This window comes from Streptomyces sp. CG 926, assembly GCF_003148825.1.
Classification (GTDB): Bacteria; Actinomycetota; Actinomycetes; order Streptomycetales; family Streptomycetaceae; genus Streptomyces.
In genome coordinates, this window is sequence record NZ_QGGZ01000003.1 from 71,624 (window position 1) to 94,025 (window position 22,402).

Genomic DNA, 22,402 nt, shown 5'->3' on the forward strand with positions numbered 1-22,402 from the left:
ACGCAGTCCCGAAGCAATGCAGCTGATCATGGAGGAGCAGGACGTGGAGTTCGACGTCACCATCGAGATCCCCAAGGGTTCGCGGAACAAGTACGAGGTGGACCACGAGACCGGCCGGATCCGTCTGGACCGTCGCCTCTTCACCTCGACCAGCTACCCGGCCGACTACGGCTTCGTCGAGAACACCCTCGGCGAGGACGGCGACCCGCTGGACGCGCTGGTCATCCTCGACGAGCCGACCTTCCCGGGTTGCCTGATCAAGTGCCGCGCCATCGGCATGTTCAACATGACGGACGAGGCGGGCGGCGACGCCAAGCTGCTCTGCGTGCCGGCCTCCGACCCGCGTGTCGAGCACCTGCGCGACATCCACCACGTCTCCGAGTTCGACCGCCTGGAGATCCAGCACTTCTTCGAGGTCTACAAGGACCTGGAGCCGGGCAAGTCCGTCGAGGGCGCGAACTGGGTCGGCCGCACCGAGGCCGAGGCCGAGATCGAGGCCTCGTTCAAGCGCCTGGAGGCGCAGGGCGGCCACCACTGAGCTCGCGCTCGGCGGTGACGGGCCGGGGTGCTCCCCCGCGCCCCTCGTGACATGGCGGGCGGTATCCCGGACCGGGATGCCGCCCGCTGTCGCGTTCTCGGACCGCTGCGACGGGCGTCACCGGGTATGCGGTGGGTGCGCGCCGGCCGTACGGCGGGTGCGCGCTGGGTGTGCGGCGGGAGGAAACGATTCCGCATACTGATACCCCGGGTGATCACGGACTGGAGGACGCGTGGCGGAGGCCGACGGGGCAGAGGACAGGAAGCCCCAGTCCGACGAGGCGCACAGCGCCTTCACGCCGCCGCCCGGCATGGAGCCGGACGTTTTCGAGGAGGACCAGCCCACCTCGGAATTCGCCCGTCCGGCGGGCGCCGATCCGGTGGAGCCCGAGCCCGAGGGGTCGGCCTTCGCCGCCCCGGCCACCTACCGGGCCGCGCAGTCCCCGCCCGCCTACACCCCCGGCCAAGGCTTCCCCGTCGCGCGGATGAAGGAATCGCCCTGGCAGGACCGCATGCGCACGATGCTGCGCATGCCGGTCGACGTGCGCCCCGTACCGGAGCTCGTGCAGCGCCACAGCGAGACCGGGCCCGCCGTGGGCCGTGTGCTCGACCTGACCCTGCGCATCGGCGAGCTGCTGCTCGCGGGTGGTGAGGGCGCCGAGGACGTCGAGGCCGCGATGTTCGCGGTGGCCCGCTCGTACGGACTGGACCGCTGCGAGCCGACCGTCACCTTCACCATGCTCTCCATCACCCACCACCCCTCGCTGGTGGGCGACCCGGTCACGGCCAGCCGGACCGTGCGCCGACGCGGCACCGACTACAACCGGCTCGCGGCCGTGTTCCGGCTCGTGGACGACATCAGCGCCCACGAGATCGACGTGTCGCTGGAGGAGGCCTACCGGCGCCTCGCCGAGATCCGCCGCAACCGGCACCCCTACCCCGGCTGGATGCTCACGGCCTCCGCCGGACTGCTCGCCGGGGCCGCCTCCACGCTCGTCGGCGGCGGGGTCCTCGTCTTCGTCGCGGCTGCGATCGGCGCGGTCCTCGGTGACCGCCTGGCCTGGCTGTGCGCCGGGCGCGGGCTGCCCGAGTTCTACCAGTTCGTGGTCGCCGCGATGCCGCCGGCCGCCATCGGGGTCGCGCTCAACATGACGACGATCGACGTCAAGGCCTCCGCCGTGATCACCGGTGGGCTCTTCGCGCTGCTGCCGGGACGAGCTGTGGTCGCGGCCGTGCAGGACGGTCTGACCGGCTACTACATCACCGCCTCCGCCCGGCTGCTGGAGGTCATGTACCTCTTCATCGGCATCATCATGGGCGTGCTGGTGGTGCTCTACGTCGGGCTGCAGTTCGACGCCTCGCCGCGCCCGGAGGAGGTCTTGCAGATCCAGCAGCGGCCGCTGATCCAGATCGCCGCCTCGATGGTGCTGGTGTTCACCTTCGCGATCCTGCTCCAGCAGGAGCGCTCCAGCGTCTGGATCGTGACGCTGAACGGCGCGGTCGCCTGGGTCACCTTCGGGGCCCTGCACTACGCGGGAGGCATTCCGCCCGTCCCGTCCACGGCCGTCGCGGCCGGGCTGGTGGGCCTGTTCGGGCAGCTCTTCTCCCGCTACCGCTTCGCCTCCGCCCTGCCGTACGTGACGGCCGCCATCGGCCCGCTGCTGCCCGGCTCGGCGGTGTATTACGGGCTGCTGCTGATCGCCGAGAACCGGCTGAACGAGGGCCTGGGCTCGCTGGTGAACGCCGCGGCCGTCGCGCTGGCCATCGCGATCGGGGTCAACCTCGGGTCGGAGGCCTCGCGGCTGTTCATGCGCATCCCGGGAGCCGCCAGCGCCGCCAAGCGCCGTGCGGCCAAGCGGACCCGAGGCTTCTGAGCACCGACGCACCGCGTGGATGCGCTCGTGCGGGGCCCGTGCGGGGCCCGTACGAGACCCGTGCGTGGCCCGTACGTGTGCCCGTACGCGGCCTGGTGCGGGCACACGTACGCCCCGGGGCCCTTGATGGGCTCTCCGGGGCGGTACGGGCGTACGGGGGTGCTGCGGGCGGGCCTCAGCGCTTGGCGTGGCGGCCGCGCGCGCCCGGGGCCTGCGGGGCGGAACCGTCGACCACGGCCTCGGCGGACTCGGCGGCCGCCTTGCCCTCCTTGCGGGCCTTCAGCACCTCGAAGATCACCGGGATGACCGAGATCAGGACGATGCCCACCAGGATCGGCTCGACGTTCGTCTTGATGAACTCGATCTGTCCGAGCCAGTAGCCGGCGAGCGTGACGCCCGCACCCCAGCCGATGCCGCCGATGACGTTGTAGGTCAGGAAGGTGCGGTACTTCATCGTGCCGGCGCCCGCGACCATCGGGGCGAAGGTGCGGATGATCGGCACGAAGCGGGCGAGCACGATGGCCTTCGGGCCGTGCTTGTCCATGAACTCGTGCGCCTTGTCCAGGTTCTCCCGCTTGAAGAGCTTGGACTTCGGGCGGTTGAAGAGCTTCGGCCCGAAGAACTTGCCGATCATGTATCCGACCTGGTCACCGATGATGGCGGCGGCCACGATCAGGGTGCAGACCAGCCACAGCGGCTGCTTGATGTACTGCCCGTCCGCGACCAGCAGACCCGCCGTGAACAGCAGGGAGTCACCGGGAAGGAAGGCGAAGAGTCCCGATTCGGCGAAGACGATGACCAGGATGCCGATCAGACCGAAGTGCGAGATCAGGTAGTCCGGGGACAGCCACTGTGGGCCGAGCGCAAGCGTATACACGGGTTCCGGGCTCTCCTGGATCGGGGGGCGTAAGGCGGAAGGAGCGGTTTCAATTATCAACGCACACGACCCCCGCCCGGTTCCAGGGACCGGAGGGGGTCGCGCGGGTGATCATCCGGCTACGCCTTGCGCACCGCGTTCGCCAGGATCGCGTCCCTGACGTAGACCGCGAGGCCCGGCCGGACGGCCTCGTAGTACTGCGTGAACCGCTCGTCCGCGACGTACATCTCGCCGAGGCAGGTGTGGACCTCGTAGGTGCAGAAGTAGTAGCTGCCGTTGATCCAGCCGCGGTGCTCCTCGGCGAGGTCCATGGCCTCCTCGCACTCCGCGGGCGCGCCGGAGGCCAGCAGGTCCGCGAACCGCCGGTTGATCCCCTCGGCCTGTGCCTGGACCCGCTGCCAGTCCTCCTTGGTGTACGAGGCGGTCCGGCGCGCCGACTCCTTGTACGCGTCCGTTCCGCCCCAGCGGCGCTGCGCCTCCTCGGCGTGCTCGTCGGGATCGAAGTCACCGAAGACCTCGAACTTCTCCTCGGGCGTGAGGTTGATGCCCATCTTCTTCGCCTCCATGGCGTGCTCGACGGCCTTGGCCATCTGCTGGAGCCGGTCGATCCGGTCGGTCAGCAGGGCATGCTGCCGGCGCAGATGCTCCCGCTGATCGGTCTCCGGGTCGTCCAGCAGGACCGCGACCTCGTCGAGGGGGAAGCCGAGCTCCCGGTAGAACAGGATCCGCTGCAGCCGGTCCAGGTCGGCGTCGTCGTACCGCCGGTGTCCCGCGTGGCTGCGGCCGCTCGGTGAGAGCAGCCCGATCTCGTCGTAGTGGTGCAGGGTGCGCACGGTGACCGCGGCGAAGCCGGCGACCTGGCCCACGGAGTAGCTCATCTCTTCCGCCCTCTGGTCGGGTACGCCCTTCACTGTGGTCCCTCACGTGGCGTGAGGTGCAAGTCCGCTCCGGCGGCTACCGGCTCAGGCCCCGGAATCTGCCCACCGCCAGCGGGAAGAAGACCGCCAGTAGCAGGACCGGCCAGCCGACGGCGAGCAACGCCGCGTGGTCACCGGCCCACGAGCCGCCGGCCGCGGCGGGGTTGTCGAACAGGTCGCGGACCGCCGTCGCCGTCGCCGACATCGGGTTCCATTCCACCACCGTCCCCAGCCAGCCCGGCATGGCCTCCGGTGTGGCGAAGGCGTTGGAGAGGAAGCCCACCGGCCACACCAGGATCTGCACCGCCTGCACCATCTCCGGACGGCCCGCGACCATGCCGAGGTAGATGCCGATCCACAGCATCGCCAGGCGCAGCAGCAGGAGCAGCGCGAAGGCCGCCAGGGTGGCTGCGGGCGAGCCGTGCGGGCGCCAGCCCAGCAGCAGGCCGACGCCCGCGAGGACGACCAGGCCCAGTGCCGACTGGACCATGTCCGCCACGCTGCGGCCGACCAGGACCGCCGCGGAGGACATCGGCATGGCGCGGAACCGGTCGATCACCCCCTTGCCGAGGTCCTGGGTGACGGCGGTCATCGTCGCCTCCAGGCCGAAGGCCATGGTCAGCGCGAGCATCCCGGGCACCAGGAACTCCACGTACTCGCCGTCGATCCCGCGGCCGCCGCCGATGAGGAAGCCGAACATCAGCAGCAGCATCACCGGGAAAGCCAGTCCGACGACCATCTGGACCGGCCGCCGGCCCCAGTGCGCGAACTCGCGCCGGGTCATCGTCCAGGAGTCCGAGACCACCCATGCGGCGCTCATGCGGCCACCTCCGTGGCGTCCTCGCGGTCGGTCAGGTGCAGGAAGACCTCGTCGAGCGTGGGGCGGCGGACCGCGACGTCGAGCGCCTCGATACCGGCCCCTTCCAGTGCGCGCAGGGTCAGGGTCAGGCCCGCCGTCCGGTCCGCCACCGGGAAGCTCAGGGTCAGGGACTCCGGATCCACGGTCGGGTCCGGCAGCAGCCGCGCCGCCTGCGCCACTCGCGCCGCGTCCCGCAGGACCACGACGATCCGGTCCGCCCCGACCAGGGCCTTCAGCTCGTCGGCCGTGCCCTCGGCCGCCACCCGGCCCGCGTCGAACAGCGTGATGCGGTCGGCCAGCTGGTCGGCCTCCTCCAGGTACTGCGTGGTCAGCAGGACGGTGGTGCCGCCGCCCACCAGGGAGCGGACCGCGCTCCACACCTCGGCGCGGCCGCGCGGATCGAGCCCGGTGGTGGGCTCGTCGAGGAAGAGCACCTGCGGGTCGGTGATCAGGGACGCCGCGAGGTCGAGCCGGCGGCGCATGCCGCCGCTGTACTGCTTCACCGGCTTGCGGCCGGTGTCCGCGAGGCCGAAGCGGTCCAGCAGTTCGTCGGCCCGCAGTGCGGCCCGCCGCGCGCCGAGGTGGTGGAGCCGGCCGAACATCTCCAGGTTCTGCCGTCCGGCCAGGTCCTCGTCGAGCGCCGCGTGCTGGCCGAGCAGCCCGATCCGGGCGCGGACGGCCGGCGCCTGGGTGCGTACGTCGTGGCCGGCGACCCGGACCACGCCCTCGTCGTGCCGCAGCAGGGTGCTCATGATGCGCACCGCCGTGGTCTTTCCGGCTCCGTTGGGCCCGAGCACGGCGTGCACCGTGCCGGGCTTCACCTCCAGGTCGAGCCCCGCCAGCGCGGGCTTGTCGCCGTACCGCTTGTGGACACCTTCGACGAAGATCGCCAAAACCGCTCCTCCGGTAATCAAATTTGAGTAGCTGGGGGCGCCAAGGTAATGCCCGCCTTCCGGCTAGTCAAACTTGATTACGCATCCTGGTGCGCGGCGTACGGATTCTCCTGGCCGTCCGCGAGGACCCCCACGAACGGAGCGCCGCCCTCACCGGCGAAGGAGTACGCGCCGCCCTCGATCCGGGCGACCAGCCCGCGCGTCCACTCCGCCTCGGCATCCGCGGAGTGGACCCACATGTGCATGATCTCGCCGATGTGGCCCAGCGCCTCCGGGCCGCCCTCCGGCGTGTAGTAGTCCGTCACCGACGACCGCCAGAGCGCCAGCTTCGCCATCCGCTCCCGGAGCAGCGCGAGCACCTCCGCCCGCGGCAGATCGACCATGAAGCCGATCGCCGCGGACAGCACGTCCGTCTTCTGGTCGTACGCCGCGAGGGCCTCGCGCAGCAGCCGGAAGTACTCCTCACGGCCCGCGTCCGTCACCTCGTACTCGGTGCGCGGGGGCCCGCCCGCCGCGCTCGGCGCCACCTCGTGCGCGTGCAGGACGCCTTGCTTCGCCATCTGCTTGAGCGCGTGGTAGATCGATCCGGGCTTGGTGTTCGACCACTCGTGGGCGCCCCAGTACTCCAGGTCGTTGCGTACCTGGTACCCGTGGGCCCGCCCGTGCTGGCGGACCGCACCGAGGACAAGAAGCCGGATCGCTGACATGGGGCCAGGCTACTCACCCACGTTCAGCCCATGGCGCGGGTGCCGTCCAGGGACTCCCGGACGATGTCCGCGTGACCCGCGTGCCGGGCGAACTCCTCCACCAGGTGCAGGAGCATCCAGCGCATCGAGACCTTGGTGTCCTTGGGGAACCAGGGCGCCGGCGGCAGCGGGAAGGTGTCGTCCAGGCTCGGGACGGAGGCGACGAAGGCCGCCGTCTGCTGCGCGACCTCGTCCCAGAAGGCGAGCACCGACGGGATGGACTCGCCGTCGACCAGGCGGAAGGCCTCACCCCAGGTCTCCTGGGTACGCGCCCGCTCGTTCGGTGCCTGCTGCGCCAGGCGCAGCCAGTTCAGCTCGACCTCGGCCACGTGCTTGAGCAGACCGGACAGGTTGAGCTCGCTGACGCTGGGGCGGCTCGCGGCCTGCTCCTCGCTGAGCCCGAGGAGCGATTCGCGGATCGCCGTGCGCTGGGCTTCGACGAAGGCGAGGAGAGTGCCGCGCTCGTCGCCGGGGACTTCGGTGGAGATCTGAGCCATGACCGACCGCCTTATGCGTGGGGTGTCGTGCCGGGGGGCTTCTTCCCCCCGACACGACCCACGCTACGCAGCATCTAGGTCAGAGCCTGTCCTCATCCGAGGTTCAGTTGCCTTCGATCTCGCCGTCGGGGCGGATCGCCGGCAGCGCGGTGGCGGGCTGCGGGAGCAGGGCCTTGGAGAGGTCCTGCTTGCCCGTCGGGTCGAGCCCGTACATCGCCTCGTAGATGTTGCGAACGGCCGGTCCCGAGGCGCCCGAGCCGGTGCCGCCCTGGGAGATGGTCATGACGATCGCGTAGTCCTCGGTGTACGAGGCGAACCACGAGGTCGTCTGCTTGCCCTGGACCTCGGCCGTGCCCGTCTTGGCGTGCATCGGGATCTGCTTCTGCGGCCAGCCACCGAAGCGCCAGGCGGCGCTGCCGTTGGTGGCCACGCCGGCGAGGGCCTCGTCGATGTTGTCGCGGGTCTTCGCATCCATCGGCAGCTTGCCCGTCTCCTTGGGCGCGATCTCCTGGACCGACTTCCCGTCGGCGCTCACGATCGCCTTGCCGATGCTGGGCTGGTGCAGCGTGCCGCCGTTGGCGATGGCCGAGTAGACGGACGCCATCTGGATCGGGGTGACGAGCGTGTCGCCCTGCCCGATCGAGTAGTTGATGGCGTCACCCTCACGCATCTGGTTGCCCTGGCGGCAGTTCTCGTAGGCGATCTTCTCGGCGAAGGAGCCGTTCTTCTTGCCGTCGCGGCACCAGGCGTCCTTGTTCGCCTCGAAGAAGTCCTGCTTCCACTTGCGGTCGGGGACCCGGCCGGGGACCTCGTTCGGCAGGTCGATGCCGGTGCGCTTGCCCAGCCCGAACTCGTGGGCGGTCTTGAGGAACCAGTCCTTCGGGTCCTTCTTCGGCTTGATGCCGCCGTCCTTCTTCCACTCCTGGTCCGCGAGGGCGTAGTAGACGGTGTCGCAGGAGACCTCCAGCGCCCGACCGATGGTGATGTCACCGTGGCCCTGGGACTCGAAGTTCGTGAAGGTCTGGCTGCCGACCGAGTACGAGCTGGGGCAGGGGTAGCGGTTGTTGAACGGGTACCCGGCGTTGACCGCGGCCGTCGAGGTGACCACCTTGAAGATGGAGCCCGGCGCCGCCTGGGCCTGGATGGCCCGGTTCAGCAGCGGGTAGTTCGACTCCTTGTCGGTGAGGCCGGCGTAGTCCTTGGCGGAGATGCCGCCCACCCAGGCGTTGGGGTCGTAGGTCGGGTTCGAGGCCATCGCCACGACCCGGCCGGTCTTGGTCTCCATCACCACGACGGCGCCCGAGTCGGCCTCGTAGTTGCGGCCGGTGTTCTTGTCGTTGACCTTGCGGGCCTCGATCATCGCGTTGTTCAGCTCGCGCTCGGCGACCGCCTGCACCCGGGAGTCGATCGAGGTCACGACGTTCGAGCCGGGCTTCGCCGGGTCGGTCTCGCCCTGGCCGATGACCCGGCCGAGGTTGTCCACCTCGTAGCGGGTGATGCCCGCCTTGCCGCGCAGCTCCTTGTCGTACGTGCGCTCCAGCCCGGAGCGGCCCACCTGGTCGGAACGCAGGTACGGCGACTCCGACTTCTTCGCCTTGGCGATCTCCTCGTCGGTGACCGGCGAGAGGTAGCCCAGCACCTGGGAGGTGTTGGCCTCGTCCGGGGCCGCGTACCGGCGCAGGGCGGTCGCCTCGGCCGTGATGCCCGGGAAGTCCTCGGGGTGCTCGCGGATCTGCAGGGCCTGCTCGGTGGTGGCCTGGTTGCTGACCGGGATCGGCTGGTAGGGGGAACCGTTCCAACAGGGCTGCTTGGTCTTGGCGTCGCAGAGCCGGACCTTGTCGATGACCTCCTGGGGATCCGTGCCCAGCACCTCGGCGAGCCGGGTCAGCACGGACCGGCCCTTGTCCTTCATGGTCAGCAGCTCGGTGCGGCTGGCGGAGACCACGAGGTGGGTCGCGTTGTCGGCGAGCGGCACCCCGCGCGAGTCCAGGATCGAGCCGCGCACGGCGGGCTGGACCACCTGCTGGACGTGGTTGTTCTTCGCCTCGTCCGTGTACTCCGAGCCATTGCGTATCTGGAGGTACCACAGGCGTCCGCCCAGCGTGAGCAACAGTGAGAAGACCACGATCTGGATGACGACGAGCCGGTTCTGGACCCGAGGGGTCCGGCCGGTCTCCGGTATGTTGCTCAACTCGATCTCCCCCGGGCGGCTGCCTACGCCCGGCCGAGTCTAGGGGGACGACCTGTGAGACCTAGAACGGGAAGGTCGTCCGGCCGTGCTGGACGGAGATCCACTTCTGGGTGGTGAAGGCCTCGATCGTGGCCTCGCCGTTCAGTCGGCCCAGGCCCGAGGCCTTCTCGCCGCCGAACGCGGCCAGCGGCTCGTCCCCGATCGTGGAGTCGTTGACGTGGATCATGCCCGTCTCGATCCGCTGGGCGAAGCGGACGCCCCGCTCCACGTCCCGGGTGTGCACGGCGCCGCTGAGCCCGTACGGGGTGGCGTTGGTCAGCCGTACGGCCTCGTCCTCGCCGTCGAAGACCACGAGCAGGGCCACCGGGCCGAAGATCTCCTGGCTCAGCAGCGGGGAGTCCTCGGGGATCCCGGCGAGCACCGTGGGTTCGACCAGGTTGCCGCGCGTAGAACCCCGTACGAGGGCCTGCGCGCCGGATTCCACGGCCTGGTCCACGAGCGTGGTCAGGGCGTCGGCCTGGAAGGAGTTGATCAGGGGGCCGATGTGGGTGTCGGCGTCGTGCGGGTCGCCGGTCTTCAGGCCGCGCACGCGCGCGGTGAACTTCTCGGTGAACTCCTCGGCGACGGAGGCGTCGACGAGGATGCGGTTGGCGGCCATGCAGACCTGGCCCTGGTAGACGAAGCGGCTGAAGACGGCCGCGTCCACCGCGTAGTCGAGGTCGGCGTCGTCGAGCACGACGAGCGCGCTGTTGCCGCTGAGTTCCAGGACGGTCCGCTTGAAGTGGCGGGCGGCGATCGCCCCGACGTGCCGGCCGACCCGGTCCGATCCCGCGAACGAGATGACCTTGGGGACGGGGTGCGTCAGGAGCGCGTCGCCTATCTCGGCGATGTCGGTGACCAGGACGTTCAGCAGGCCGGCGGGCAGCCCGGCGTCCTCGAAGATCTTGGCGATCACGCCGCCGCCCACGACCGGAGCGTTCTGGTTGGGCTTGATGACGACCGCGTTGCCCAGCGCCAGGGCCGGGGCGACCGACTTCAGGGTCACCAGGAAGGGGAAGTTGAAGGGGCTGATCACCGTGACGACACCCACGGGGAGCCGCTGGACCCGGTTCTCCTTGCCCTCGACCGGCGAGGGCAGGATCCGCCCCTCGGGCCGAACGGCGAGCTGGAGGGACTCCCGGATGAACTCCATCGCGAGGTGGACCTCGTACTCGGCCTTGGGACGCGTCCCGCCGAGCTCGTCGATCATCGCCTCGACGATCTCCTTCTCGCGCTCCTCGGTGATCCGCAGGGCGCGTTCCAGGACGGCGCGTCTGATGTACGGGCTGGTGGCGGCCCACTCACGCTGGGCGCGCTCGGCGCCGCGGTAGGCCTGGTCCACCTGCTCGACGGTGGCCACCGTGATGGCCGCGAGCTTCTCCCCGTTGTAGGGGTTGACGTCGATGATGTCCCACGAACCGGTACCGGCCAGCCATTCGCCGTCGATGTACTGGTGAGCCAGGTCGCTGAATATGGACATGCCATCCCTTACTGCGAGCGCGCACCCGTGCGCTGCACCGGAGACCGATCGGTCATCATGCACTGATCAGACGTCATACTACGTGCGGATCAAGACAGTTGGAGCAGGCCGCGGAGAAGATCCCGGGTCCGCTCGACATCGGGGCAGTCCGCCTGGAGCCGTTCCATCGCCCGTTCGTACTGCCCCACTTCCTCGCCCTTGTCCAGGTAGAGGGCACTGGTGAGCTGTTCCAGATAGACGATGTCCTGGAGGTCGGACTCGGGGAAGCGCAGCAGGGTGAAGGCTCCGCTCTCGCCCGCGTGGCCGCCGAAGGAGAAGGGCATCACCTGGAGCTGCACGTTGGGGCGCTGGGAGACCTCGATGAGGTGCTCCAGCTGGCCGCGCATGACTTCGCGGTCGCCGTACGGGCGGCGCAGCGCGGCCTCGTCGAGGACGGCGTGGAAGATGGGGGCGTTCTCGGACACGAGGACCTTCTGGCGCTCCAGGCGCAGGGCGACGCGGCGGTCGATCTCGGCTCCGGAGGCGCCCGGCATGCCGCGGCTGACGACGGCGTGGGCGTAGGCCTCGGTCTGCAACAGTCCGTGGACGAACTGGACTTCGTAGATGCGGATGAGGGAGGCGGCGCCTTCCAGGCCGATGTACGTCTGGAACCACCCGGGCAGCACGTCGCCGTAACTGTGCCACCAGCCGGTCGCGTTGGCCTCGCGGACCAGTCCGAGCAGCGACTCGCGCTCCGTGCTGTCCGTGACTCCGTAGAGCGTGAGGAGGTCCTCGACGTCTCTGGCCTTGAAGCTCACCCTTCCCAACTCCAAGCGGCTGATCTTCGATTCGGATGCGCGGATCGAGTAGCCGGCCGCCTCACGGGTGATGCCGCGGGATTCTCGGAGTCGCCTGAGCTGGGAGCCCAGGAGGATGCGGCGCACCACAGAACCGCTTGCTTCTGCGGTCACTAGTACTGCCCTCCCCATCGCATTGGCGTGCGCGTGGTGTGCGCGAGCGTCTCGGGGCCCCCGTACCCCAGGGGCCGCAGTCTGCCACCAAAACGCATCGGCCCGTACTCGTTCCGTAACGGAATCCCGCCTCCGGGAAAAGAAGTCCGTAAGTATGCGTAGGAAGAAATGAGTCAGAACCGTCACGGGAGGGGACAGGTCCGGCGCGTGCACGTGCATCTGCCCTTGCATCCGGCCCGAGCATTCGGAACGATGGTCCCCGCGCACCTGCGTGCTGTTCGCGCCGGCGCCGGACCCACCCCGCAGTTCTTTCTGGACGGAGATGACCGCTCCGCCCGCGAATCCCGGGAGTGCCTCGCATGGGGACGAATGGATCGACCATGCTCGAGCCGTTACGGCAGGGGCTGCCCCCGGTCGACCCCACGGCTGTCTCCGGGTCCGCCTCCTGCGCCCTGCCCGCCCGCTACGACGCGGTGCGCGGAGCGCGCTCCTTCTGTCGTTCGACCCTGTCCCAGTGGGGCCTCGACGACCGCTTCGACGACGTGGCCCTGGTCGTCTCCGAGCTCGTCACCAACGCGCTGCGCCATGCCCTGCCCGAGGACGCGCGGGGTGCGGACGCCGAGCCGGAGCCGCCGGTACGGCTGCACCTGATGCGGTGGAGCACGCGACTGGTGTGCGCGGTGCGGGACCCCAGCGAGGACCGGCCCGGCGGGGCGTTCTCACCGGAGCGGACGTCGGAGAACTGCGACCTGGAATCCGGGCGCGGGCTGTTCCTGGTGGATGCCTACAGCGACAGCTGGGGTTGGCACCCGCTCGCGGGTCGGCTGACCGGCAAGGTGGTCTGGGCGCTCTTCCTGCTCCCGGACTGAGCACCGCCGGCCGGCGACCGGCGGCCGTCCCTCAGGGGCGCACACAGGACAACTGGCCGGGATCGATCATTGCGATCGGTCCCGGCCAGTGCACGTGCATGGCCTGATGGATGCGCTGTTCCGTCAGCTGATCAGGTGATCGAACTCGCCGTCCTTGACGCCCAGCAGCAGGGCCTCTATCTCGGCCGGTGTGTAGACGAGCGCCGGTCCGTCGGGAAAGCGCGAATTGCGCATGGCGACATCGCCGCCCGGCAGCCGCGCGAACTCCACGCAGGAACCCTGCGAGTTGCTGTGTCTGCTCTTCTGCCACGTCAGCTCAAACAAGGTAGCGAGTTCTGCAGCTGCCATCCCGTTGTACGCGTGGTCCACAGGAAGCCCCCGATAGTGCAGATGTCAACTCCTCCGGATCATAGCTGTGTTCATGAGCGGCTGCACGGGCAGATGCACGTGCACGCGGGGTGGTCCGTTGATCACGTACAGGTCCCTACTCGGGGGTAGGGAGTCCCGGTCGTCTCGGCCGGCGTGACCGGAAGCCGCGCGGTGAGCCCGCCCGCTTTCAGGACTTCTTCAGATTTGTCCTACCGCGGGCCGAGCCTGTTCCATGAGCCGGTCGTTCGAAAAGAAGCGGCCCGTACGGAAGGTGAGACGCCTGTGCTCCGCAATGCGTTCCAGCCCTGGCACCTGGTCCTGGTCCTGGTGGTCTGCCTGCTGGTGTTCGGTTCCAAGAGACTGCCCGACATGGCCCGCTCGCTGGGCCGGTCGATGCGCATCCTGAAGTCCGAGGCACGCGCCCTGCGCTCGGAGGACACGCCTTAGCGGCGGGCCGTCCGTGGTGGGATGGCCCGATGATCGCCACAGTGCTCTGGGAGCGCGCATTGCACCAGCGGGGCGGCGGCTCGGCCTAGCCCGGCAGCGGCTTGTGTCGGCCGCCCATGTGGGCGCGGTCGGCGGCCGCCGTGCCGTCCTCCCAGCCCGCGTGGTCGGTGGCGCCCCGCAGCCGGGTCGTGGTGGTCCGGGGGAACATCTCCTCCGCGCGCGAGGTGACCGCCACGTCGCGGGCCACCAGGGCCGGCAGGTTGTCGGGGGCCTCCGTCGCCGTGTGTTCGGCGGTCTCGGCGAGCCGGTGGCCGAGCCGGCTGGCGTACGCGAGCAGGAAGGACTGCCTGAAGGTCTTCGTCCGCTTGCGTCCGCCGGAGCGCTGCGCGGCCTCCGCGCGGGTCATCGCCGCCGTGCCCTGCACGAGCAGCGAGGTGTAGAGCAGCTCCACCGCCTCCAGGTCGCTCTCGAAGCCGACCACCGTGGAGAACTCGAAGCCGCCGTTCCACACCGCCCGGCAGCGGTTGGCGCCGGCCACCGCGTCGAGCAGCACCGCCTTCGCCTCCTCGTACGGCGGCTCGACCCCGATCCGGCAGGCGCCGGGCACCTGCGCCGGGCCCTTGCCGCTCGCCGCCAGCACCGCCTCGTCCACGGTGTGCCGGGCCATCAGTTCCTGGGCCTTGGCGCTGAGCGCCTCCGCCTCCTCCGGGAAGGTGGTCGCCTCCGCCTTGGCGAGCAGGGCCCGGATCCGGCCCAGCATCCGGGGCTCGATGTGGGCGTGCTCGGCGAGCGCGTCGGCCGGGTCGCCGGGCAGCGGACCCACCGGCTCGATCGAGGGCAGCCTGATCAGCAGCCGCAGCACCTCCAGGAAGGCGGTGGCCAGCGTGAACCGGTCCGATCGTTCCCGCTGCGCCAGCCCGTCGGCGTACTCCTCGTCGCTCTTCCACCACACCTCGGAGACGCCCCAGCGCGCCGGGAGCCGGGCGTAGCGGCGCGCCTCGGCGGCCATCAGGTCCCCGGTGATGCGCAGGTGCCGCTCCTCCAGGTCCCGGCGGACCAGTCGCAGCACGTCGGCCGGCTGCCAGCCCCGCTCCCAGCCCTGGCGTACGTACGCCTCCCCGCGCGCCAGCAGCTCCCGCCCGACGGCGGGCCAGCCCGCCTGGTCCGCGACGAGCAGCGAGGCGCCGGTGTCCAGCCCGGCGTCGTCCTGGGCGTAGAGGGCGGCGGCGAAGGCTCGGTCGACGGTCTCGGCAAGGTCTCTCACACCTCTCAGCTTGGCATGTCCCCTTTCGCGTCCCCTTCCCGGCAGCGTCCACCTCCACCGGATCTGGGCCGCCGCGCCCGGGGGACGGCCGCCGCCCGGCCCCTGTCAGACCCTGGTGGGACACTCGCACCCATGAGCGACCGCACTCCCCGGTGGGCCCTCGCCGAGGACGGCGACGGGTGGTGGCACGCCGCGCCCGTGCCCGGCTCCGACGGAATCCGGATGCGCGTCCGCGACCCCGCCGAGGCGATCCGGGCCGCCCCGCCCGGCACCCGCTGGGTCTGGCGGTCCACCGCGGCCGTGTACCCCCGGCTGCTCGCCGCAGGCGTCCGCGTCGAGCGGTGCCACGACATCGAGGCCGCCGAGCTGCTGCTCCTCGGCCACGAGGGCCGCTTCGGCGAACCCCGCTCGGCGGCCGCCGCCTGGGCCCGGCTCACCGACGCCCCCGTACCGCCCGATCCGCGCCCGCGCGCCGCCGAACCCCGCGCCCAGGACTCCCTCTTCGAACCGCAGCCCACCCCGGTCCCCTTGGACGCCCTGCTCGCCGTCCATGCCGACCAGACGCGACGGATCGACGCCACCGGCCACCCCGACCGGATGCGGCTGCTCACCGCCGCCGAGTCGGCGGCCTTCCTCGTCGCCGCCGAGATGAACCGCGCGGGCCTGCCCTGGCGGGCCGACGTGCACCGCGCGCTGCTGACCGAGCTGCTGGGCGAGCGGTACGCGGGCGGCGGGGAGCCCCGGCGCCTCGCCGAGCTCGCCGACCGGGTGTCCGCCGCCTTCGGCAGACGGGTGCGTCCCGATCTGCCCGCGGACGTCATCAAGGCGTTCGCGGGGGCCGGCATCAAGCTGAAGTCCACCCGCCGCTGGGAGATCCAGGAGCTGGACCATCCCGCCGTGGAGCCCTTGATCGAGTACAAGAAGCTCTATCGGATCTACACCGCCCACGGCTGGTCCTGGCTCGCGGACTGGGTCCGGGACGGCCGCTTCCGCCCCGAGTTCATCCCCGGCGGCACCCTCACCGGCCGCTGGGTCACCAACGGCGGCGGGGCCCTGCAGATCCCCAAGGTGATCCGCCGGGCCGTGGTCGCCGACCCGGGCTGGCGACTGGTCGTCGCCGACGCCGACCAGATGGAGCCGCGCGTCCTCGCCGCGATCTCCCGTGACCCCGCCTTCATGGAGGTCGCCGGGGAGGCCTCGGACCTCTACACCGCCGTCTCCCGGCAGGGCTTCTCCGGTGACCGGGACAAGGCCAAGATCGCCGTGCTCGGCGCCGTCTACGGCCAGACCTCCGGGGACGGCCTGAAGAACCTGGCCGCGCTCCGCCGCCGCTTCCCCCGGGCCGTCGCGTACGTGGACGACGCGGCGAAGGCCGGGGAGGAGGGCCGGCTCGTACGGACCTGGCTGGGCCGCACCTGCCCGCCGCCCGCCGGCTCCGGCGAGGGCGACGAGGCGGGTGACGGCGGAGTCGACCCGGGCGAGGGGTACGACGAGGGCGGGACCCGGACCGCGCAGGACCGGGAGGACGGCTGGACGCCGAGCTACGCCTCGACCAACACCCGGGCCCGCGGCCGGTTCACGCGTAACTTCGTCGTCCAGGGCAGTGCGGCCGACTGGGCCCTGCTGCTGCTCGCGGCCCTGCGGCAGGCGACCGTCGACATGCGCGCCGAGCTGGTGTTCTTCCAGCACGACGAGGTGATCGTGCACTGCCCGGCCGAGGAGGCCGAGGCCGTCGTGGAGGCCATCCGCACCGCCGGCGAACGGGCCGGCCGGATCGCCTTCGGCGACACCCCGGTCCGATTCCCGTTCACGACGGCGGTCGTGGAGTGCTACGCGGACGCCAAGTAGGACCGCTCGGTCGGGACCGGAGGCCGATCAGTCGGTGGGCGCGGGCGTGGGCGTGGGCGTGGTGAGCTTCCACTCCGGGGCGAGCGCGAGCTGCCGTAGCTGCTTCATCGTCAGCGCGGGTGCGGGGCGGGTGGCCGGGCCGTGCTGGTCGGCCGTGTTGAAAGCCGTGATCAGCACGCGCAGCCCGTCCCCGCGCAGGGTGTCCACCTTCCACTGGGTCACGCCCTTGTTCTTCTCCCCGGGCCCCGCCGTCTCCTTCACCTCGGTGCCGTCGGGCTCCGTGGTGACGGCGGGGTTGCGCGCGAAGCCCAGCGGGCCGGCGGCCGCCTGGACGTTGATCTGGACCAGCGACCTGCCCTTGCCGTCGTCGAGTACGACGTAGCCGTACCCGCCCTGCCCGCCCCGGGAGACGATCGGGACGGTGATCCCGAGCCGGCGCATCAGCTGGTCCAGGGCGTCCACGGCCTTGCGGTCCCGCAGGGCGATCGACTCGGGCCGGGGCGCCGGCTCGGGCTCGGCCGCCGGCAGGTCGTTCAGGGCCGCGTGCCAGGTGTCCGAGGTGACCAGGCCCTTCAACTGCTCGATGGTCAGCGGTGGATCGGTCCGGGAGACGGGGGCGCCCTTGTCGGCCGCCGCGTTCCACTCGGACGCGTCGACCAGGAAGCCCTTCACCGTCACGAGCACGGCCCGCCAGACCTTGGTGTCCTCCCGGCGGTCCGGGTACTCGTACCCCTGGTGGAGCAGCAGCCTGGACCCGTCAGGCAGTTGTTCCACCCGGCAGTCGTCGTAGCTGTGCAGGTTCTTGTCCTCGCACTCGGTCTGCGCGCGGGCCCCGCTACCGAACGGGTCCACCCGTTGGAGGCCGAGGGAGACGGCCGCCGGTCCCTTGCCGTCGTCGAACACGACGCCGACACGGGGTCCCAGCTCGTCCTCCGTGCCCCGTGCCGTGGGCGCGGTGATCCGGCCGCCCGGCAGGAGCGCCTGCATCTTGGCGATCATCCGGTCGGCGGTGACCGCGCCGGTGCCGGTCCGCCGCCCGTTGCTCGGCGGTGTCGGGGCCGGGGCCGCGACACGGACCGCGCCCTCGGCGTAGAAGTCGCCGAACAGGCCGCCGGAGTAGGCCGCCGTGGCGATCAGGACCAGGGCCGCCACGGATCCACCGGCCACGGCGGCCCGGCGGCGCGCCACCAGGCGCCTGCCGCGTGCCCGGCCCGCTTCCGCGAGGGCCCCGGGGTCGGGGGCGAAGCCCTCCCCCGTGCGCCGGAGGGCTTCGGCGAGTTCGTCTTCGAAGGACATGCGGACCAGGCCTTCCGTGTGCCGGGTGGAGGGAGGGGGAGGGGATGGCGGTAGGGGGTGGGGATGGGGTGCGGGAGCCTGCCGGAGCCTTCAGAGGTCCACGAAGGCGGTAAGGCTGCCGCCCAACTGCTCCCGCAGCCGGGCGAGCGCGCGCGAGGTCCGCGCACGGACCGCCGCCGAGCCGGCGTTCATCGCGTCGGCGGTCTCCTCGACGCTGCGGTCCTCCCAGTAGCGCAGCACCAGCACCGCCCGGTCCTTGGGCGACAGCCGCCCCAGGGCCTCCAGCAGCGTCGGCCGCGACGCCGGACCCCCGCTCCCGGGCGTCGGCGCGCCGACATCGGGGAACTCGCCGACCGGCCGCTCCCCCGCGGACCGACCGCGCCGGTGCGTGAGGAAGACCCGTACCAGCACGGTCTGCGCGTACGCCGCCGGATTGTCGACACGGGAGATCCGGCCCCACCGCAGGTACATCCGCCCCAGGGTCTCCTGCACCAGGTCCTCCGCGAGCTGGGTGTCCCCGCCCACGAGCAGGGCGGCCGACCGGTACAGATGGCCCGAGCGGCCCGCGGCGAACTCACGGAACCCGTCCTTGCGCGCCTGGCGCATGTGCTCCCCCCTCACGTCCCTCTCACCCCTGTGACGCGCCGGCGGCGGAGAATGTTTCACCTCTCCGCCACCGATCCCGTGAGCGCTCCTGCCGCGGACCCGTCAGCCCAGGTCGTGGAAGTACACGTGGAACTCCTCGCGGACGAAGCCCTCGCTCTCGTACAGCCCCTGCGCGACGGTGTTGTCGTACGCCGTCTCCAACTGCACACCGGACACCCCGGCCTCGTGGGCCCGGCGCAGCACCTCGCGCAGCAGCGCCCGGCCGGCCCCGGTGCGGCGGCCGGCGGGAGCTACGTAGAGGTCGTTGAGGACCCAGGCGGTCTTCAGGGAGAGGGAGGAGAACCCGCGGTAGACCTGCGCGAAGCCGACCGTGCCGATCTCCGGGACATCGGCGAGCAGGACCAGCGACTCGTCCTTGGCGATCCGCTCCGCCAGGAAGGCCCGCGGGGCGTCCGGGTCCTCGATGTCCACCTCGTAGAAGTCGAGGTAGCCGCGGAACAGCGCGGCCGCCACGTCGACGTCCGCCTCGCCGGCCGCGCGGACCGCGACCACCGATACGGAGTCCTCCGCCGGGGACCGGCCGTCCCGCTGTGCTGCCTGACCGTTCATGTGCGTCTCCCTCAGGGGTGTTTCGCGCCGCGGACCATGATGGGTGGAGGGTGCCGAGCGGTCCGGGACCCCCGACGCCCTCGACCGCCTACGCTACGGCCGGAGTCGGCCAGGGCGAAGGACGGGACGGGACGCATGTAGCGGCGGGCCCCGGGACCGAAGTCCCGGGGCCCGCCGCTCACATGTGGCTGTCGGAGGGTCCGCTCACGACGCCGGCTGGGCGGGGAGCGTGTAGACCCGGTCGGGGGTCACGATCTTGGTGATCGCCTCGCCGAACAGGGTGCTGGGCTCCTGGCCCTGGGACCCGATGTCCGTGTTGAGCAGCACGACCAACGTGGCCTTCGCCTCGGGCAGGTAGAGGACCAGCGATCCGTAGCCCGGCAGTGAGCCGTTGTGGCCGATCCAGCCCTGGACGTTGAAGATGCCGAGGCCGTAGCCCGTGCCCGGGAGCGCGTCGACCACGTCGAGACGCTGGGCCTGGGTGGCGGGGGTGAGCAGGGTGCCGGTCGCCAGGGTCTTCGCCCAGCTGCGCATGTCGGGGAGGTCGGAGATCATCGCGCCGGCCGCCCAGGCCCAGGAGGGGTCCCATTCGGTGGAGTTCTCGGTCTTTCCGGAGGCCGTCTGGTTCGTGTAGCCCTGGGCGTGCGGGCTGGGGAACTCCGAGCCCGTGGGGAACAGTGTGTGCTTCAGCCCGGCGGGCGTGACGACCTCCCGGTCGATGAACCGGTCGAGGGGGACGCCGCTGACCTTCTCCACCACCAGCCCGAGCAGGATCAGATTGGTGTTGCAGTAGTAGAACTGCGCGTTCGGCTCGAAGAGCACCGGGTGCTCGAAGGAGTAGGCCAGCAGCTCCTGCGGGGTGAAGCGCCGGTCGGGGTCGCTGGTCAGCGCCTTGTAGAAGTCCTCGTCCGCCGAGTAGTTGAACAGACCGCTGCGCATGCCGGCCAGCTCGCGCAGGGTGATCCGGTCGCCGTTGGGCACTTTGGAGATGTACTTGCCGATCGGGTCGTCCAGGGCGACCTTCCCCCGGTCCACCAGCTCCAGCAGGGCGGTCACGGTGAAGGTCTTGGTCACGCTGCCGATCCGCATGTTCAGGTTCGGGGTCATCGGCGTGCCCGTGGCCTTGTCGGCGACGCCGAAGGACCGTATGTACTCACCCTTGCCGGGAGCCGACACGGACACGATGACACCGGGGACCTTCGCCTCCGCGAGGACCTTCTTGATCGCGGTGTCCAACTGGCGGGTGACGGCGGGGGTCAGTTGCGCGAACTCGTCGGAGGCGGCGGGTGTCGGGGTCGGAGCCGGGACCGTCGAGGTCGGTACGGACGCCGTGGGCGCCGCCGCGTCCCAGGCGTACACCGCGCCCGCTCCCGCCCCTACGGGCCCCACCACGAGTCCGACCGCCGCCACGGCCACGGCGGCACTGCGCCAACGTGTCGTCATGCCCGGCCTCCTCACCCACCGAGCCGAGAAACCTTCCCTCCACGCTAGACCTGCGCCATCGGGCGGGCGACCGGAGCCGGCGGCGAGGAATTTCGTCCAAAAATCTGTTCTAGAAATATCTCCGGATCGGCCAGAATTCCCCCATGACCGGTCGTACCTCCGGCCCACGGCCGGAACCCGACGAGCGGCGGACCGCCGGCTTCGGCCCGCCGCCCGCGCCGTTCGCCCCACCCACGCCACCCACGCCACCCACGCCACCCGCACCGCCCCTACCACCCACGCCACCGGGGCCGCCCCTACCGCCCACCGTGATCGCCGCGCCGTCCGGCGGGCGCCGTCGGCCGCGGCTGCCCCGGCCCGTGGCCGCCGCCGGCGCCGTCGCGGCGCTGCTCGCCGCCCTGCTCGGGATCGGCGGCGGCGCCTACCACCTCACGGTCCGTGGCGGGAGCGCGGAGCCCCTGGCCGGTCCCACCGGTTCGCCCTCGGTCGACCAGGGGGACGGCAAGGGCGACGGCAAGGGCGGTGGCGCGGGGCCCGCTGCCTACGACCCCAACGCCGGTATCCGGGCGGGCGAGGCCCGGATCTGGCTGCGCGACAACCAGGCCGAGGTGGCCGGATCGGGGACCACGCAGTACGGCCCGTGGCGGGTGGGCGACACCGTGGTCAGCGCGATCCAGAGCGGTTTCACCGCGTACGCGGTGACCGACGGCCAGGAGAAGTGGAAGCTTCCGGTCCAGACCCCGCTGTGCGGGATCCCACCGGCCCCGTCCGCGAACGGCAAGCTCGTCGTGGGGGTGAAGGAGAGCGCCTCGGAGAGCTCGCGCTGCACCCACCTCCAGCAGATCGACCTCACCACGGGGCGGGCGGGCTGGAAGGTTCCGCTGCCGCCGGAGAACGCGTACGACAGCACGGCCCAGTTCGAGCTGGTGATCAGCGGTGACACCGTGGTCGTCGTCCGGTCGGCCGTCATGAGCGGGTTCTCGGTCACCGACGGCCACAAGCTCTTCGGCACGTCGAGCCCGAACGGCTGCTACCCGTACGGCTTCGCCGGGGGCTCGCGGTTGATCGCCATCCGCCAGTGCCCCGACCCGAAGGACGTCGTCGCACGCGGACAGGCGATGGTCGAGGAGCTGGATCCGGCCACGGGCGCCGCGCGGTGGAGCTACAAGTACGCCCCGGACTGGACGGTCGGCCGGGTGCTGTCCCTCGACCCGCTGGTGATCACCGCCCACCACAAGGACAAGAAGACCTGGAACCTCACGGCGTTCGCCGCCGACGGCACGGTCCGCTCGCAGAGCGCCCCGGCCTTCGGGGTCAGCGGCCGGTGCAACGGCTTCGGCAACGCGACCGGTTTCCAGGAGTGCTACGCCGTCGCGGCCGACGCCGACTCGATCTACATCGGGGCGGGCAAGCCCGGCACCACCCTCGACACCGACGCCACGAACCAGGTCGTCGCCGTCGACCTGAACACCGGCAAGGAGCGGTGGCGCACCGCCGAGCAGCCCAAGGGGCGCACCATGTGGCCGCTCGCGGTCGAGGAGGGCAAGGTCCTCACCTACGTCACCCCGGGCAGCGGCGAGGCGGGGGCGGTCGTCTCCCTCGCCGCTGCCGACGGGGCCTCGCGGCCCCTCCTGCAGAGCCCGGCGGCGGCCGCCGGACCCGAGGACGTCTTCTACCCCCACGGCATCCGCATCGCGTGGGCGGGCGGGCGGTTGTTCCTGCTCAACGGCCGGGTCTACAGCCCGGAACCGCGCAAGGTGAGCCGCGCGATCCTGTCCTTCGGCAAGTAGG

The 22,402-nt window shown here is 71.1% G+C and carries 20 protein-coding genes and 1 pseudogene; 6 read left to right on the forward strand and 15 right to left on the reverse strand.

Annotated elements, in window-relative coordinates; all coding sequences use genetic code 11:
- Positions 1-43 precede the first annotated feature (43 nt).
- Both BCL76_RS08895 and BCL76_RS08900 read left to right on the forward strand, forming a co-directional pair.
- A complete protein-coding gene (locus BCL76_RS08895; protein WP_030756147.1) occupies positions 44-538 on the forward strand; it encodes an inorganic diphosphatase in 495 nt (164 codons plus the stop codon).
- 232 nt (positions 539-770) lie between these two features.
- Positions 771-2,411 carry a threonine/serine ThrE exporter family protein gene (locus BCL76_RS08900; RefSeq protein ID WP_109778972.1) on the forward strand — a complete coding sequence of 547 codons (1,641 nt, stop codon included), beginning with the start codon at positions 771-773 and terminating at the stop codon, positions 2,409-2,411.
- A 205-nt stretch (positions 2,412-2,616) separates the two neighbouring features.
- Here the strand turns inward: BCL76_RS08900 and BCL76_RS08905 are convergent.
- From BCL76_RS08905 to BCL76_RS08945, 9 genes and pseudogenes are all read right to left on the reverse strand, one after another.
- A pseudogene (locus tag BCL76_RS08905) lies at positions 2,617-3,288 on the reverse strand (DedA family protein); the annotation flags it as partial.
- A 119-nt stretch (positions 3,289-3,407) separates the two neighbouring features.
- Positions 3,408-4,166: a MerR family transcriptional regulator gene (locus BCL76_RS08910; RefSeq protein WP_109779427.1), complete on the reverse strand. Its 759-nt coding sequence runs from the start codon at positions 4,164-4,166 to the stop codon at positions 3,408-3,410.
- A gap of 76 nt (positions 4,167-4,242) precedes the next feature.
- Complete coding sequence (locus BCL76_RS08915) at positions 4,243-5,025, reverse strand: ABC transporter permease (protein WP_109778974.1); 783 nt, start codon at positions 5,023-5,025, stop codon at positions 4,243-4,245.
- Positions 5,022-5,957 (reverse strand): ATP-binding cassette domain-containing protein, encoded by a 936-nt coding sequence (locus BCL76_RS08920; RefSeq protein ID WP_258309476.1) that lies wholly within the window; start codon positions 5,955-5,957, stop codon positions 5,022-5,024. The genes BCL76_RS08915 and BCL76_RS08920 overlap by 4 nt, the downstream gene beginning before the upstream one ends.
- 77 nt (positions 5,958-6,034) lie before the next feature.
- Positions 6,035-6,664: a PadR family transcriptional regulator gene (locus BCL76_RS08925; protein WP_030726923.1), complete on the reverse strand. Its 630-nt coding sequence runs from the start codon at positions 6,662-6,664 to the stop codon at positions 6,035-6,037.
- A gap of 23 nt (positions 6,665-6,687) precedes the next feature.
- Positions 6,688-7,200 carry a DinB family protein gene (locus BCL76_RS08930; RefSeq protein ID WP_109778975.1) on the reverse strand — a complete coding sequence of 171 codons (513 nt, stop codon included), beginning with the start codon at positions 7,198-7,200 and terminating at the stop codon, positions 6,688-6,690.
- 103 nt (positions 7,201-7,303) lie between these two features.
- Positions 7,304-9,391 (reverse strand): penicillin-binding protein 2, encoded by a 2,088-nt coding sequence (gene mrdA / locus BCL76_RS08935; RefSeq protein ID WP_109778976.1) that lies wholly within the window; start codon positions 9,389-9,391, stop codon positions 7,304-7,306.
- A 61-nt stretch (positions 9,392-9,452) separates the two neighbouring features.
- Complete coding sequence (locus BCL76_RS08940) at positions 9,453-10,910, reverse strand: aldehyde dehydrogenase family protein (RefSeq protein ID WP_109778977.1); 1,458 nt, start codon at positions 10,908-10,910, stop codon at positions 9,453-9,455.
- Between the two features lie 89 nt (positions 10,911-10,999).
- On the reverse strand, positions 11,000-11,878 hold the full coding sequence (locus BCL76_RS08945; RefSeq protein ID WP_051781661.1) for a helix-turn-helix domain-containing protein: 879 nt from the start codon (positions 11,876-11,878) through the stop codon (positions 11,000-11,002).
- 362 nt (positions 11,879-12,240) lie between these two features.
- Here BCL76_RS08945 and BCL76_RS08950 point away from each other — a divergent pair, with 362 nt between their 5' ends.
- A complete protein-coding gene (locus BCL76_RS08950; RefSeq protein ID WP_030756114.1) occupies positions 12,241-12,729 on the forward strand; it encodes an ATP-binding protein in 489 nt (162 codons plus the stop codon).
- 123 nt (positions 12,730-12,852) lie between these two features.
- On the opposite strand, the gene BCL76_RS08955 is transcribed toward BCL76_RS08950, so the two are convergent.
- Complete coding sequence (locus tag BCL76_RS08955) at positions 12,853-13,098, reverse strand: DUF397 domain-containing protein (protein WP_030726905.1); 246 nt, start codon at positions 13,096-13,098, stop codon at positions 12,853-12,855.
- 282 nt (positions 13,099-13,380) lie between these two features.
- Here BCL76_RS08955 and tatA point away from each other — a divergent pair, with 282 nt between their 5' ends.
- The gene (gene tatA / locus BCL76_RS08960; RefSeq protein ID WP_030756110.1) at positions 13,381-13,545 is read left to right on the forward strand and encodes a Sec-independent protein translocase subunit TatA; all 165 of its coding nucleotides are present in this window, start codon (positions 13,381-13,383) and stop codon (positions 13,543-13,545) included.
- Between the two features lie 85 nt (positions 13,546-13,630).
- Here tatA and BCL76_RS08965 read toward each other — a convergent pair whose 3' ends face one another.
- Entirely contained in the window at positions 13,631-14,809 is a 1,179-nt protein-coding gene (locus BCL76_RS08965) for a DUF2786 domain-containing protein (protein WP_109778978.1), read from the reverse strand.
- 132 nt (positions 14,810-14,941) lie between these two features.
- On the opposite strand from BCL76_RS08965, the gene BCL76_RS08970 reads away from it, so the two are divergent.
- Positions 14,942-16,657, forward strand: coding sequence for a bifunctional 3'-5' exonuclease/DNA polymerase (locus BCL76_RS08970; protein WP_109778979.1), 1,716 nt, complete (start codon positions 14,942-14,944; stop codon positions 16,655-16,657).
- Between the two features lie 27 nt (positions 16,658-16,684).
- On the opposite strand, the gene BCL76_RS08975 is transcribed toward BCL76_RS08970, so the two are convergent.
- The 4 genes from BCL76_RS08975 to BCL76_RS08990 all read right to left on the reverse strand — a co-directional run bounded on the left by BCL76_RS08975 (position 16,685) and on the right by BCL76_RS08990 (position 20,611).
- Positions 16,685-17,953, reverse strand: coding sequence for a hypothetical protein (locus BCL76_RS08975; protein WP_109778980.1), 1,269 nt, complete (start codon positions 17,951-17,953; stop codon positions 16,685-16,687).
- Between the two features lie 90 nt (positions 17,954-18,043).
- Positions 18,044-18,559, reverse strand: a complete 516-nt coding sequence (locus BCL76_RS08980) for a SigE family RNA polymerase sigma factor (RefSeq protein WP_109778981.1) — start codon at positions 18,557-18,559, stop codon at positions 18,044-18,046.
- 102 nt (positions 18,560-18,661) lie between these two features.
- A complete protein-coding gene (locus tag BCL76_RS08985) occupies positions 18,662-19,168 on the reverse strand; it encodes a GNAT family N-acetyltransferase (RefSeq protein WP_109778982.1) in 507 nt (168 codons plus the stop codon).
- 204 nt (positions 19,169-19,372) lie between these two features.
- Entirely contained in the window at positions 19,373-20,611 is a 1,239-nt protein-coding gene (locus BCL76_RS08990) for a serine hydrolase domain-containing protein (RefSeq protein WP_109778983.1), read from the reverse strand.
- A gap of 308 nt (positions 20,612-20,919) precedes the next feature.
- On the opposite strand from BCL76_RS08990, the gene BCL76_RS09000 reads away from it, so the two are divergent.
- Positions 20,920-22,401 carry an outer membrane protein assembly factor BamB family protein gene (locus tag BCL76_RS09000; protein ID WP_109778985.1) on the forward strand — a complete coding sequence of 494 codons (1,482 nt, stop codon included), beginning with the start codon at positions 20,920-20,922 and terminating at the stop codon, positions 22,399-22,401.
- Position 22,402 lies beyond the last annotated feature (1 nt).